Consider the following 14,725-nt stretch of genomic DNA (forward strand, 5'->3'; position numbering starts at 1 on the left):
GTCAGACCTCTCCGATCCATACGCGGTCAAGTCTCCAACCGCCCAACGGTCTGCCGGTGGCGTTCTCCTTCAAACCCCCGACGTACTTCTGATAGGCGTCGACCTGGTTGGCGAAGCCCCAGATGATGTAGCCGCCCTCGTCGTAGAGCATCTTCTGCGCTTCGTGTTCGAGATTCTTCCGTTTGTCGCTCTCCGGAATCCCCCGTGCTTTCTGCACGATGGACGAGAACTCCTTGTCGACCCAGTGGGTTTCATTGAACGGGGAGATTTCCATCGCACATGACACGCACTGCGGAAGGAAGTCGCGGGTGTACCAGAAGTCCTGGGCGAAGTCCCACTTGAGGTACTCGTCCCCGAAGAACGTCGTCGCATCGACCTTGCGGATCTTGACCCGGATCCCGGCGTCGGCGGCCTGCTGGGCGAAGACCTGAGCGGCTTCGACGACGCCGGATTGGATGGGTGCGGTGACGAGTTCGACCTCGAGGCCGTCTGGATAGCCCGCCTCGGCGAGGAGTTTCTTGGCTTTCGGAATGTCGCGTTTCCGCTGCGGGAAGTCCGGATAGTTCTCGCTCAGCGGGCCGAACATGTCGTTGCCGATCGTGCCGAAGCCCGAGAGCACCTGTTCGATCATCTGTTCGCGATCGACGACGAGGCGGAAGGCCTGCCGGACCCTGACGTCGTCGAAGGGCTTCTTGTCCACGCGCATGGTGAAGGGCAGCCACATACCTGTCTTCGAGTTGAGGATGGCCATGCGTTCGTCGGCATCGATGACCTCGACGAGAGCCAGCGGTATCTGCGCGATCGCATCGACCTGCGAGGACAGAAGGGCGTTGATGAGAGCATCAGAGTCGTTGAAGTTGAGGATCGAGACGTCTTTAAGGTAGGTCGAGTCCCGCCAGTAGTACTCGTTGCGTTCGATCACCGTCGACTGCCCTGGGGTGTGGGACTTGAGTTTGAACGGCCCCGAGCACACCGGGTTCTTCGGATCGTAGTCGGACGGGACGATTCCTGTCGTGTACTCGGACACCGAGTCATTGAGCAGACCGTTCGGTTCGGACAGCCTGAATTCGACGGTCCGCTCACCGGTTGCAACGACCTTGTCGAGCATCGTGAAGCTCGACGAGGCGGTCTTCGGATCGTCAGGGTCGTTGATCCGTTCAAAGCTGAAGACGACGTCGTCGGGGGTGATGTCGCGCCCGTCCGAGAACTTGACGCCCTTGCGCAGGGTGGCCGTCCACACAGTCGAATCCGAGTTCGGCTCGAACGACTCCGCCAGCTCCGGCTGGATCTTGTAGTCGTCGGTTCGCGACAGCAGGCAGTTGTAGAGATTGACTGTGCGAGCTATGTCGCCGCTGTTGACGGGGATGTGGGCGTCGACGGTGTCCGCGGAGTTTCCGCCGGTGACGCCGACACGCAGAGATCCACCCTTGACGGGTTCGCCGGCGTCGGCGGCGCCGACGGCCCCTCCGCCGCAGGCGCTCAAGCCCGCCACGCCGGCCACGGCAAGGCCCGCGCCCAGCGCTTGTCTTCGGTTCGGTGTGTTCATGTGCCTTCTTCCTAGGACGTCGGGTCGAGTCGGCCAGCAGTGGCGACCCGGTCTGACTTCGGGTGTCGGGTGTCGTCGGATGGTTCGAGGAGGACGTGAGCGGCGAGGTAGTTCTCGAGCATGGTCAGCGCTTCATCCTCGGCGATAGGCACCTGACCTGTGCTGCGGGCGACGCCGAGTCCGTCGATGAAGATCGCCAGAGATTTGACCATAAGCGCAGTGTCGCCGGTGCGGATCAGTCCCAAGCGTTGGCCGCTGTCGACGAGGCTGGCGATCATGCTCAGCCATTCGCCGTAGACGGCCATGAGGTTCTCACGTGCGTTGTCGTCCGTGGCGGCGCGGGCCCAGCACTGCAGCCAGATCGACCACACCCGCCGGATCTTGACGTTGACCCCGGCGTGGATGCGGGCAAAGTGCCGGAGCACGGAGATCGGGTCGTCGGCGTTGAGGTGGCGCGCCTCAGCGATGATGTCGAGGGAGTAGCGAAGGGCCGCCTGCAGCAGTTGGTCTTTCGTTCGGAAATGGTAGTTCACAGCCGAGGGACTCACCCCGGCGACGTCCGCAACGTCTTCGGTGCGAACCTTGTCGATGCCGAGGTCGGCGAATAGTTTCCAGGCCGCGGCGATGATCTTCAGCCGGTTGCGGGTGCCTTTCGACATCCAGTCCTGCTCAGCAGCAGCTCCGGATGCCGCTTCCCCATCGACATCCTCAATCCGTCCATCAGCTGCGGCATGGCGGGCAGACGATTCGATGAGTGCAGCGGGGATGTCGGTGACCATAGCTCGCCGAGGCAGCTGTGCCTTCCGGCCGGTCGTCAGCCAATCGGTGGTGACCCCGGTGAGTTCAGCGATGCGAGAGACCTCTTCGACCCGGAACTTCCGCACTCCGGCGAGGGACTTCGAGAGCTTGCTGGCGTCGAGCCCGATCCGTCGGGCGACTTCGCTGTGGTTGACTCCTGCGTCTCTGATGGCGGTTCGGACACGGCTGACCAGGGACGTCTCTGTGCTTTCAGCACTATTGCCTGTCGTGACCACCACTACAGTCTGCACATAAGTTGCGATTTTGGCAATAGACACTGGCAGCTTTAATAGCTTCGAGTGGCTCAGCCACAGGGGCAGCCAGAAGCGAACGTTCGATTTGGGCCATCGACCAGGGCCCGCACATTTTCATGATCCACGCGCCTCCACGGATTCACGCAACAGCAGATGTAGCATAGTAGCTTGCGCGAGTTCCCCCGCGACATGTGAACACTGCTATGGAGCCAAGATGACTGAATTGCCCGCAAAGACAGGCCCCAACCCAACCGGGATTGATGTCAGCGTGGTCATCCCTGTGTACAACTGCGAAAAGTACATCCAGGAAACGGTCGAATCCGTAAGAGCCCAGGACATGCACGCCGGAGCACTAGAAATTATTGCTGTTGACGACGGGTCGACAGACGATTCACTGAACATCCTCAACAAACTGGCCGCGGACTGCATCGACCTTCACGTCCACTCGACCCCCAACAGCGGGTCTGCTGCTGCGCCTCGTAACTTTGGACTCGAACGAGCCCGTGGCCGCTACGTTTTCTTCCTCGACGCGGATGACAAATTCTCCCCAAACGCACTCTCCCGGCTGACCGAGGTCGCGGACAGCACAGGCTCAGGGGTCGTACTCGGCAAGATGGGACTGTTCGGGGAGAAGAGGGCCGGCAACGTACCTTCGACTGCTTTCGGTAAGACACTGTTCGCCGTCGATTTCATCGATTCCAAGGCACATTCGACGCTCGGAGCATGGAAACTTTTTCGCAGGTCGATCTTGCTGGATAATGACATCCGATTCCCGCTCGGCTACAAGATAGGCGAAGATCAACCGTTCACGATGAAGGCCTATCTTCACAGCCCGCACATTTCGATATTGGCTGACCAGGTCTATTATTGGCTCCGAGGCAGAGACGACGGAACTAATATCACCGCAACTGGTCAACCTCCGCGTAAGCATCTCTGCCGAATCCTCACGCTCATTAAGACGATCGTCGACAATACCGAGCCAGGCGAGCGTCGTGACCATCTGCTCCGGCGTCCGATCGTCGGAGCAGCAGGGGTCAAGTCTGTGTTCGGCAAGAAGATGCTTGCCGCTCACGACCGAGCTGAACGTGAAGCCATGGTGAAGGAATTCCGCGAAGTAGTCGCGCCCCTTTGGAACTCAAACATCCGTGACCACGGCGTGCCTGAGTCACAGATCCTGGTGGATCTTGCCGTTCGCGGCGACATCGACGAAATTGAGACCGTCAGTCGTCTTTTGGCGCAGAAGAAGCCCGTCCCTCTCAGTTTCGATGAGGAACACGCACAAATGGTCTACGAACCCCGCGCGGGTGACAGTGTGGGCGACCTGCGAGTCAGGCTCCACCAATCACTCGAGTCGATTACTTCGACGGCAGACGGGATCATTATCCGGGGCGAGTTCGGAGTCGCCGGCTTAGGCCGCGCTCCTGACAGCGCCCACATCATCCTTCGCCACCGTAAGCTAGGAACAAAGATCACGTCCAAGATTGACATTTCTCGGACGTACACTCGGAGCTTCGGTACTCGCGTGAGATTTTCGACCGATGTTCAGATTTCGAAGTTGGCCGATTCCGGCATTTGGGAACTATTTATCAAAGCGAAGTGGTCATCAATGGTGGTCCGTGAACGTCTCGGGATAGCCCGGGCAGCAGGGATGGATACTGCTCCGATCATAATCGGCGACCCGGTCGAAGGCGTCGTATTCTTCGATCAATCTGACGGACTTTCCGTCGACTTGGGACCCACTGAGAAGCATCTCGATCCCGTCAAGAGACATGAGCTGCACGTCGTTGATCAGTTCGAAGTCGGACGTTCAATGGTCTTCGTGATCAGCGGCCCGGTTTCGAACATGAAGGCCGCGTCCTATCAAGCAGACGACAAGTCCAAGTCAAAATCTGCCAGATTCATCGTCCATTCAACTGATCAAGCGTCAATAGTCATCCCTCGTTCAGCTGCAAAAAAGCAGGGCTGCGCGATCGAGTTGAAAGATGCAGAAGGGAACTCAGTCGAAATAGCACTGACTGAGCTCAGAGACTGAGAACGCAATCTTCTGAGGACGAATCAGCTCCTGAACAGAACTGGCCGCAACCACCCGTTTACGCATCGGCCGTCATCTCCGCTGTCTGCCGAATCTCGGGACGCACTATCGCTTCAATCCACGCTTCAGCCGAGTCCTCACACTTCGCAGTAGCGACTGCGGCTGTGTGCGACCGGACTGTCCAACGGACGGTTCCACTGCGTTTGCGGCAATCTTGTCCTGGTAGAAGCCATACGATCGACGAAGCTTACGTCGCATCTTCTCTTGGTATTGCTTTCGTGATGTACCCGCATAGCGTGGCAACTTCTCTCGGAGCTCCTCAAGTGAGTAGGGTTCGATCTGTTCGCTGGGTTTGAGGATGCCTTTCAATCCTGAGAACAGGGTTCGATAGACCGAGATCATGAAATCGTCGTCCTTCTCCACGCCCTCGCTCATAGCTCTGTCGAGGGCGCTGAGAACTGTCGAAGGCTTCCAATCTGCCGACTCCAGCGCTCGTTCCGGATAATCGACAGAACGATAGAAATCCGGAACCTTGAAATTCCACGTCAGCCCGATTGAAGGGATGTCGAAGGCGAACGAGGTGATCGACGCGTGAAGACGATATGCGATGACACCATCACAGCTGCGAAGCTGTTCGATGAGCTCTTCTGGCGAGTTGAGAGTGACGGCAGCTTTCTTCCCCTGCACCCCGTGGTGTCGAACCAGAGAATCGAGGAAGATCTCATCGTCGAAATGACCAGTGGTGAACAGTCGATAGTCGTCGCCTCTCGCTGTCAGCTCGTCGATCACTCCAAGCCAGAAATTGCGCTGATCTGCTTCACTGAAAGGAATTCCGTTGTCGGGGAACACACCGGACCTTGTGACGACGAGGCCGATACGTTTCCGGCTGCGTCCACGCGGATCGTCAATTGGACGCACCTTCTCAAACACCGAATCAGCGAAGACCGCGGGGTCAGACACGAGCGCTGTAGGAATCCCTGTCCCCTCAACATATTTCTGTGTCGATTCCAGATCGTCTCTGGTGGTGATCTGGCGAACGACGGATTTCCTCAGCGCACTCTGCAGCGCCAGCGAACGTTCGTCTGCGTAATTGTAGGGCTCCACGCCGATACTGGAGAAGAGCACAGGGACCCCGTACTCCTCGGCAAGTTCGACCGTCCGGATAGTTCGCCGGTAGAAGACTTGGTAGACGTAGTTGAATAATGGCGCTCCGCCGAAGACTACTACGTCAGCCCTGGAAATGGCACGTCGAGCCGACTCGAGCAGAGACTCGTCACCCGTGCTCATGTATTTCTTGCTGATGATGCTGGCTGCTCGGCTGCGAACGATAAACGACTGTGATGCAATTCCGAGGTTCTCTGCAGCCGCTTTCAGCAGGCTGATTACAGAGGCTTCAATAATCTGATCACCGATATTGTCAGAATCTCGGTTAGTCAGCAGCAGAACTTCAGTGCGTGCCACGATTGACTCTTTCTCTAGCGTCCACAATCAATCCGTTGACTGTGCTTTGTCATATAGCTTCTGGTAGTTCTCGTAAGTACGACGCAGCTTCCGGTTGACCTTATCGCGGTAGCCCTTGGGACCAGTAGCCAACTGCCGGGGCATCCCTTCCCATAGCTCCGAGAATTCGTAGGGGGTTGCAGGATTGCCGGGAGCGAGCACGTCTCGGATCCCGGTAAACAGGGTGTTGTAGACGGACTTGAGGAATTCTTCGTCTTTGGCGATGCCTTCCTGCATTGCGCGCTCGATCGCGGTAACGACCTTCTCGGCTTGCCACTCTTCCGGACTCAGCGCGCGATCCCCATAGCCCACGGATTCGTAGAAATACGGCACCTTAAAGTTCCACGACAGTCCGATAGAGGGAACGCCGAGTGCAAACGACGTGATGCTTGCATGCAAACGATAGGCGATGACCCCGCTACACCCACGCAGTTCGCGAATGAGTTCGTCTGGAGAATTCACCGTAACTGCAGCCTTTTTGGCCGGAATACCAGAGGTCTTGATAAGGGTGTCGAGGAAAACTTCATCTGAAAAATGGCCAGTGGTGAAGAGACGGTAGTCGTATCCCTTCTCTTCGAGCAGCGCGATCGTCTCGAGCCAGAATCTGCGCTGATCATCCTCACTGAAGTCGATTCGGTTGTCAGCGAAGATTCCCGCTCTGGTGACAACCAGACCGATACGTTGAGGCTTCGGTTCCGTAGCAACTGGCGCTTTAGCAACAGGTTGAACCGGGGCTGTCTCAGGCTTAGCCACGCTGGATCCGGCTGACCTGGCGACAATGCTTTTGACAATTCGTTTGAGCTTCCGCTTCGCTCGCACGGGAACGGACGGCACTGGCTTAGGCGCCGGGGCAGGTTCAGGCTTCTTCCGATAGACGATATCGGCCAATACTGCGGGGTCGGCAACATGAGCAACCGGTACGTCTGTGCCTTCAGCATATTTGCGCAGTGATTCGATGTCATCGCGCGTTGTGATCTGCTTGACTACAGGAAGTTCAAGCGCCTTTTTGAGAGCCTGGCTCTTTTTGTTCGTCGCATCGAACTTCTCCACACCGATGCTCGAGAAGATCACTGGCACGTCATACTCCTGCGCCAGTTCCAGAGTGACGATCGTTCGACGATAGAAATTCTGATAAGCATAGTTGAAGAGCGGGGCCCCACCGAAGATGATCAGATCAGCTTTCGAAATCTCGTCCCGGGCCGCTGTCAACAGCTCTGGGTCTTTGGTGGCCATGTATCTTCTCGAGATGATTCCTGCAGCACGGCTTGATATGACGAAGTCATCGGTGCCGATGCCAAGATTCTTCATCACGCCTTTGATGATGGACAGGACTGTGGCCTCGATGATCTGGTCTCCGACATTGTCCGAATCACGGTTTGTCAGCAGAAGAATTCTGGTGGGGCTCATAGACGTTCAGGTCTCCTCATCAATGCAACGAACAGCGTCGTTACCGAAATTGTGGCACGTCGTACCGGTTGGTGAGTGAAAGAGGTATGGTGTTTTTCGATCAGTCGATGAGCGGACCGTCTTCGAACGTCCGAACTGTCCGGGAGACGCCGTCAGTGAGCGAAGTTCCCGCGCCCCACCCGAGCGCGGTGAGCTTGGCCGCGTCCAAGCCGAGAGAAGCTACCGGGGAGAACGATCGCCCGTCCCGCGGGTTGACGAAGTCCAGCTCGAGCTTCTTCTCCGGCCGTGCAGCGGCAAAGGTCTCGGCCAGTTCACGGATGCTGATGTTCCCGGCAGGATCGGCGATGTTGTAGACCTGTTCTTCACCACGCAGGTGAGCGAAGAACAGTCCCTCCACTGCATCTGCGACATACGTGTAGGTCCGAGTCGCGGCACCGGCACTCATCATTCGCACGTTGCGACCGCGAATGACGTCGGCGAGGAAATCGGCTTGTACTCGACCGTCATCGAGAGCCATGCCCGGTCCATAGATGTGCCCGAAACGCAGGCTGAGTCCCCTGATACCGAACTCGTCGGCATATGCGGCCAGTGCGGTCTCGGCAATTCGCTTGCCTTCCGAATAGCTGGCCCGCGGGGCGAAATGCTGCAGAGTTCCTTCGTCATCTTCGCCAATGAGGTCTTTACCCTTGACCGCACCGTAGACCTCCGACGAGGACAGGAGGACAAACGACTCCCCCCTCGCCTCGACAAGCGCGTCAAGCAGATTGATCGTGCCCACTGTGTTTGCCTTCAGTGTCGTGACCGGAGACGACTTGTGGAGACTTGGACGGGCCGGCGAGGCGCCGTGGAAGATTGTCGAGAACTTCCGTTCAAAGCTCTGCGAATCGATGACATCGCCCGCGAGTAGTGTGAAATCCGAGCGCTCGAGCGCAGAGCCGAATCGCTCTTCAGCTTTCGTTCGGTTCCGCACCAATCCTGTGACACGAAGCCCGAGGTCATGGGCATCGTTCGCGGCCAGCAGCGCTCCGACGATGTACATCGGGATCATTCCGGAGGCACCAGTGACGAGGATCTCGGTGTTCCGGTATTTCTCCCACGGCAGCTGTGCTGAGGCGATGCGGGCAACGTCTTCAGAGAAGACAGGAGTATCGAACAGAACGACGTCGGTGGCTTCGGCCGCTGAGACGACCGCTCGGTCATCACTCACCGCCGAAGGCCTCCCTATCCTCGATGAGCGTGAGGAAGGTCCGGCAGACGTAGTAGTCCGAGGCAGTCGTGATCTTAATATTCGTGCGCGGCCCTTCCACACGGTGTACGTCGTAGCCGAATCCGTTCATCAGTGTGCAGGTGTCAATTGAGTCGTTCTCGCCTTCCGCGACCGCACGATCGTATCCGGCGAGGACGTCCTTGAGCGGGAATGTCTGTGGGGCCTGCGCAGTCCACAGCGGGTCGCGGGGGATGACTTCCTTAATACCCGAGCCTTCCTCCACGACAACCGTCTCAGTCATCTTGGTACAGGTGACTGCCGAACCGAACTCACGGGCGCTCGCGATGTTCCTCGAGATGAGGTCCGCATCGATGAGGGGACGGACACCGTCGTGGATTAGCACGATGCTGTCTGGGTCGTTGTGTTCAGCGACGACTTTGAGAGCGTTGTGGCGCGATTCCTGACCGGTCGATCCTCCATCGACGATCCACTGGACTTTGTCGAGTTCATAGCGCTTGATCAGGCGTTCCAGGTGCTCCCGGTACTGCGGAAGGATGGCGACTGCGATCGAGTCGATCTCCGGGTGCTGCTGGAAGATGTCGAGCGTGTGCACAATCACGGGTCGACCATGGATCTCCAGGAACTGCTTCGGACGAGAGCTGTGCGCCATTCGAGCGCCGACGCCTCCTGCGAAGACTACTGCGATGTTTGCCATTGGTTCTCCTCGTCCTCTTCTTCGGTCTTATAGCTGCCGTCGGAATCGTTGTCCGTCGGGTCGTTGAGCTGGTCTTCTTGCCCGGGCGCACCGGGATCTTCCTCACCGACACGTTCGGACATACGGTGATCTTCGTCTTCGGAAGGCACCTGTGGTTCCGTGGCAGGCTCGCTGAGGATGAGCGTGTCGATCACTCGGTCGGAGTTGTTCGTGTCCACGTAGTCGAAGTTCTCTTTGACGAACTCCTTCGTCGCTTCGTTGCTCAACTGGGGTCGGCGGAGCAGTTCGACGAGTTCGTCGAAGGTCGTAGCGATGCTTCCCGGGGCGGCTTCCCGGTAGTCTTTGTGCATTCCTCGCGTCGCGGAATAGGTATCGAGATCGTAGGCGAAGAAGATCATCGGGCGCTCGAGCAGCGAATACTCGTAGATGACCGACGAGTAGTCTGTAATGAGCACGTCCGAGATGAGCATCAGATCGTTGGTGTCCGGGCAAGACGCGACGTCGATGAGTCGGTCGCTGAATTCCTGTGGGATCGGAGCCGGATCAGGCACGAAATGATGCTGTCGGAACAGCACGACGGAATCGTCGCCGCACGACTCGTACAGCTCCCGGAAATCGATCTGGTCGTAGTCGTAGTGGGCGTCTCCGGAGCCGCGACCGCGGAAAGTAGGCGCAAAGAGGATCTTCCGCTTGCCTTTCGCCGTCGGGAACTGCTTCTCGAAGTCGACAAGGACCTCTTCTGCACGTCCTTCTCTAAGGAAACCGTCGATACGAGGCAGACCGGTCGCGAGGACTGCGTCTCTCTCGATGCCGAAAGCTTCGCTGTAGACATCCCGCAAGTGCTGGGAACCGCAGATGGCATACGAATAGAGGCGATGGGCGTTTCGCAGATTCGGTGAACCGTACTGCCCGAAGCGGCTGTAGCCCACTGACTTGAATCCGCTTCCTGCGTGCCACAGCTGGATGATCTTCTGTTCATCTCGGTTGCCCAGGTCCTTGAGGATGGCGAAGTAGTCATCGATGAGGATGGTGTTCGCTTTGCCCATCTCCCACGCCAGCGCGAACGCACTCTGGCGGCTGCTGGTGCGGCCGGTACGGAACGAATAGCCGAAGTTGAATTGCGAATCGAGACCGCGTTCGAGCATGCGGTCATGTACAGCTTTGAGGTTGCCCTGCATGTTCGGACGGGCCTCGGATGCGAACAAGATGTTGCTTCCGTCAGACGGCCGTTTGTAAGCAGAGATGGCGAATACGGTCCGAAGAGCCTTCCGCTTGGTCTTCGTCCACTTCTTGCGAGCTTTCGACTTCAGGCGTGCCACCGTAGACGAGGGCTTACCTCCGGAACGACCGAAGGAGTAGGTGCGCATGAGGAAATAGGGAGCCGCCTCGTCGTCAGAGATGCCAAACGTCACGGTGTAAGCAGAGAAGTTCTTGTTGTAGACGAAAGCTCGGGAGGCATCCCCGAGCTCTTCGGCTCTCGCCAGGGGGTAGGACGCCGGAAGGTTAACGTCCCCACGTCGAGCAACTAGGTAATACGTTCCGTTGGGTACCTGGGCTCGTCGATTGAATTGAGTCACGTTGATTGTGAGCTGAAAACGCCCCTCCCCCAACGGTTCTGAGCGAACGGGGAGCTCAACTTCGTATGGACGCGAGTTCGGTGTCAGAAAGAACGAGTCAGGGGTATCCCCGGAAACCCTGACGACAAATGTCAGAATCACACGTTCCCACGAGATTCTTTCAATTGTCAGCTCATCTACCACAGGTTCCCCTCACCAGCATGATTTTGAAATGCTGACGCAACTCGTTCACTCTCGATTAACGTTGATAGCCTAGCAGTTTGCCTGTGGCAGTCGGTAACTTAACGACACGCCCGCGGACCGCATCCGAGTCGATCACTTCGTGTTCTCATGGGCTGTCATGAAACGATATTCTGGCCGAGTCGTCGGTTGCATCTAAGGCATTGAGCCGTTGCGGATCCGAATTCACAACTGCAAGGAGTTCGAACAGTGGCTAACCCGGTCCGATGGGTCGCACGCACCGCAGTGCGCTCTAGCGCGTGGAAACGCACCAGCAAATGGATCAGGGGCGCTGAGAAGTGGAACCGCCTCGAATACGAATATGACGGCAGCTACGTCGATGCCGAAGTCGTCGTCTACTTCGGCGACCGCAGTTCGAAGTTCTACCAACTCGAACAGTGGATCCCGGTCCTCGAGCAACTCCATAAGGTGCACAGGGTCGTCATCGTCGTGCGAAAAGGTTCAGCTTTGACCAGCGTGATGGAAACCACTCACCTCCCCGTGGTGTTCAAACGAAAGTTCGATCCCCTGCAGACCTTCTACCACGCCAATGACTTCAAGCTCGCTCTGTACGTCAACAACGGAATGACGAATTTCCAGTCGCTCAGTTTCGCTCCGATGGTCCACGTCCATGTCAATCACGGCGAATCGGACAAACTGAGCATGGTCTCCAATCAGGCCAAGGCCTATGACAAGGTCTTCATTGCCGGCGAGGCCGCTGTGGAACGACACCGCAGGGCTCTCATCGACTTTGATGAATCCCAGCTCGTCCGAGTCGGCCGGCCCCAATTGGATATCGAAAGGCCGCTCGAGCTCGAACCTTCGTCTGCCAGGACGATCATGTATGCGCCCACGTGGGAGGGCGAGAATGATGCGAACAACTACACCTCGGTCGATCGCTTTGGTCCGCAGATCGTCGAAGCCGCCCTCCAGATTCCCGGTGCGCGTTTGATCTACAAACCCCATCCTCGGGTCGAAACGTCCAAAGACCCGGACGTGGTCGAGGCGAATGCTCGAATTCTCGACCTCATCGAGGCGGCAAATGTGTCGATCGCCAACGAGACTCAGCAGCACCAGGTGCTCATGCAGGGAGACATCCTCGGCATGTTCGACACGGTCGACCTGCTCATCACCGATATCTCCAGCGTCGGACTCGACTTCCTCTATCTCCACCCGGATAAGCCGCTCGTTCTCACCGACCGTCGCGGTGACACCGAATCACTCAATGCCGAGGCGCCGATCAGCCGCGCCGCGCCCCTCATCAACGATGAGTCGATCGGAAGTGTCGAATCGCTGCTCAAAGAGATGCTCGTGCGCGATTCTTCAGCAGAGATCAGGCATGAACTCCGCCGCCACTATTTCGGCGACGGCGAACCCGGATCATCGACCGTTCTGTTCACCGAGGCGGTGTCCAGGCTGATCGCTGATCGTACGGCTGCGCTGCAGACCTACCACACCGAGAGCGTCAACGCCGAGGCCGACGACGAATAGCCGTGATCGGACTCCGCCAGCGGGTCATCGCCGCGGTCAGCGCGTCACCGGAACATGCGGACGCCTGAAGCTCGAATTACTTCCGAGGTCTGACCGAGAGGTTCCCGTGCTTCGTGGCATACCATTCGCTGGCTGTCGCAGTCGTGACGCGGAATCGCTTCGGAGTGCTGATTCTCCGCTTCGATGACCACAGATCATGGGGTCGGCGAAGAAAGACGTCGAATGTCTCACCAGCGGACTCGGAAAAGCTCTCATCGTCCACGTCGAAAGTAAGCACCGTTCGGTGTCCGAACCAGCGGAATGAGGTCTCGGACTGGTCGCAGAGGAAGAACGTACTGAGTTTCCTGCCGGCCACGACCAGCTGCAGCGTCTCTGCAATCGACTGAAGAATACCGTCGATTTCGATTTCAACTCTGCTGCCGCCCGCAATCGGGGTGCAGGTGAGCTTCTTCGCTTCGATCGAACGAGCCGACTTCGTGTCAACGCGGTCCGGCAAGTTCGTCAACCGCATCTCACCGAGCGCCTCCTGCCAACGCCGGTATCCGGCTTCGGGGAGATACCTTTCGACGGACTTCACCGCTGCTCGACGCATGGGCTCGACTTCGCTGGATTCCAGAGAGAGGAACCTTTCGATCTGGTCGGCCAGTGCGTCGATGTCGCTCCACGGCGTAATGAAGCCGTTGTCGCCCTGATCGATGAGGTCTCGCGGACCGTAGGTGATGTCGTAGACGATGGGCACGCACCCTGCTCCCATCGCCTCCAGCAGGGACAGCGGCAACCCCTCACTCGTGCTGGTCAGTGTGGAGAACGACGCCGATGTCAGTCGTTCGTGCACATTATTGACGTACCCCGGCAATTCGACACGATCGCTGAGGTCGAGCTCATCGATGAGAGCTTCCAGCTTTGGTCTCGCGGGTCCCTCTCCGAGCACAGTCAGGGAGACTGCGATTCCACGGTGGCGCAGCTTCGCGACCGCGCGAATCGGGTGATCGATGCGTTTGAGGTCGATGAGGTTCGCGACCATTACGGCATTCCCCGTGTCTCGCAGCATCGGCGGATCAGAGACGACCGATCCTTGCGGCAGTTCCCCTGTCAGAAGTCTGATGTTCTCGCCTGAGAAGCCCATCGCTCGAATTGCTTCGGCCTGCTGCTGTGTCTGCACTCCGACGATGTCGAATCGGTCGAAGTTGCGCATCGTATCTGTACGGGCCTTCAGAGGCTGCCCGTGATCGCCGTTCCACGGGTGGCGGAGATGACTCCCGTGGAGAAAGAGGATGAGTGCGAAGCCGCGGTCAGGGATCTCGTGGATGAATTCGCTGACCTTCTTGTCATCGACGATGACGACCGCCGGCGACTTCGTCACGGTCGCCGTGATCCACGCATTGTAGAAGTCCCGCGGGCGTCGCCACTCGGCCATCGGCTCCCCGGCCGGGGAATGCAGGATGAACCGTCTGCCCAGTTTCGGATCCTCGATGTCAGCAAGCAGCAGACTTCCGTCGCCCCGCAGGTAGTTGCGCCGGATGACCCGACCGGTCCGCGAGTTTCGGAACACGTCGTAGAAAGCGGTGATGTTCTCGAGTTCGCCGTCTTCGTCGGGGATCGGCATCCTCGGGGGCTCACCCTCAAGGCTGGCCAGTTCGGCTTCGCTTCGTCCTCGCAGATCCTGCCAGATATTGACCAGTTCAACGTTCTCTCGCATCTTCCCCTGTGCGATCAGACGGTCCCTGATCTCATCTGTGTCCATGCGCGGACTGAACGTCAGAATGGTCTGTGACAGCGGGTTGCCGAAGTCCTGGAAGCTCCGAATCCGACGCAGCGCAGCCGTCGTCATGCCGCCCATGGACTCCGGAATGCCCCACAGCACGTTGTATACGTGGACTGCGTCGGTCCCAAATGCGGGACCGTCTGGTTCAGCGTCCCGGCCGTTGCCGTTTGGGTTCGTTCGGGGTCGCAATCTCACAAGTGGTACCTTTCCTCAG

10 protein-coding genes are annotated in these 14,725 nt (G+C 58.1%); 2 read left to right on the forward strand and 8 right to left on the reverse strand.

The window, feature by feature from the left end:
• Position 1: 1 nt before the first annotated feature.
• Positions 2–1,546, reverse strand: a complete 1,545-nt coding sequence (locus tag SB749_RS00895; RefSeq protein ID WP_410708564.1) for an ABC transporter substrate-binding protein — start codon at positions 1,544–1,546, stop codon at positions 2–4.
• Between the two features lie 11 nt (positions 1,547–1,557).
• Positions 1,558–2,580, reverse strand: a complete 1,023-nt coding sequence (locus SB749_RS00900; protein ID WP_410708565.1) for a TetR family transcriptional regulator — start codon at positions 2,578–2,580, stop codon at positions 1,558–1,560.
• A 232-nt stretch (positions 2,581–2,812) separates the two neighbouring features.
• Between SB749_RS00900 and SB749_RS00905 the strand changes: the two genes are divergently transcribed.
• Entirely contained in the window at positions 2,813–4,630 is a 1,818-nt protein-coding gene (locus SB749_RS00905; RefSeq protein WP_410708566.1) for a glycosyltransferase family 2 protein, read from the forward strand.
• A gap of 105 nt (positions 4,631–4,735) precedes the next feature.
• Here the strand turns inward: SB749_RS00905 and SB749_RS00910 are convergent, their stop codons facing one another.
• The 5 genes from SB749_RS00910 to SB749_RS00930 form a co-directional block, all read right to left on the reverse strand.
• Positions 4,736–6,091 (reverse strand): polysaccharide pyruvyl transferase family protein, encoded by a 1,356-nt coding sequence (locus SB749_RS00910; protein ID WP_410708567.1) that lies wholly within the window; start codon positions 6,089–6,091, stop codon positions 4,736–4,738.
• Positions 6,092–6,118: 27 nt separating this feature from the next.
• Complete coding sequence (locus tag SB749_RS00915) at positions 6,119–7,537, reverse strand: polysaccharide pyruvyl transferase family protein (RefSeq protein ID WP_410708568.1); 1,419 nt, start codon at positions 7,535–7,537, stop codon at positions 6,119–6,121.
• Positions 7,538–7,637: 100 nt separating this feature from the next.
• Positions 7,638–8,744 carry an NAD-dependent epimerase/dehydratase family protein gene (locus SB749_RS00920; protein ID WP_410708569.1) on the reverse strand — a complete coding sequence of 369 codons (1,107 nt, stop codon included), beginning with the start codon at positions 8,742–8,744 and terminating at the stop codon, positions 7,638–7,640.
• The gene (locus tag SB749_RS00925) at positions 8,737–9,459 is read right to left on the reverse strand and encodes a 2-C-methyl-D-erythritol 4-phosphate cytidylyltransferase (protein WP_410708570.1); all 723 of its coding nucleotides are present in this window, start codon (positions 9,457–9,459) and stop codon (positions 8,737–8,739) included. The genes SB749_RS00920 and SB749_RS00925 overlap by 8 nt, the downstream gene beginning before the upstream one ends.
• Entirely contained in the window at positions 9,441–10,871 is a 1,431-nt protein-coding gene (locus SB749_RS00930) for a CDP-glycerol glycerophosphotransferase family protein (RefSeq protein ID WP_410708571.1), read from the reverse strand. Before SB749_RS00930 ends, SB749_RS00925 begins: the two co-directional genes overlap by 19 nt.
• Before the next feature lie 594 nt (positions 10,872–11,465).
• On the opposite strand from SB749_RS00930, the gene SB749_RS00935 reads away from it, so the two are divergent.
• The gene (locus SB749_RS00935; RefSeq protein WP_410708572.1) at positions 11,466–12,746 is read left to right on the forward strand and encodes a CDP-glycerol glycerophosphotransferase family protein; all 1,281 of its coding nucleotides are present in this window, start codon (positions 11,466–11,468) and stop codon (positions 12,744–12,746) included.
• Between the two features lie 76 nt (positions 12,747–12,822).
• Here the strand turns inward: SB749_RS00935 and SB749_RS00940 are convergent, their stop codons facing one another.
• A complete protein-coding gene (locus SB749_RS00940; protein WP_410708573.1) occupies positions 12,823–14,706 on the reverse strand; it encodes a glycosyltransferase in 1,884 nt (627 codons plus the stop codon).
• Positions 14,707–14,725: the final 19 nt, after the last annotated feature.

This window comes from Brevibacterium sp. SIMBA_078, assembly GCF_046534565.1.
Taxonomy (GTDB): Bacteria; Actinomycetota; Actinomycetes; order Actinomycetales; family Brevibacteriaceae; genus Brevibacterium.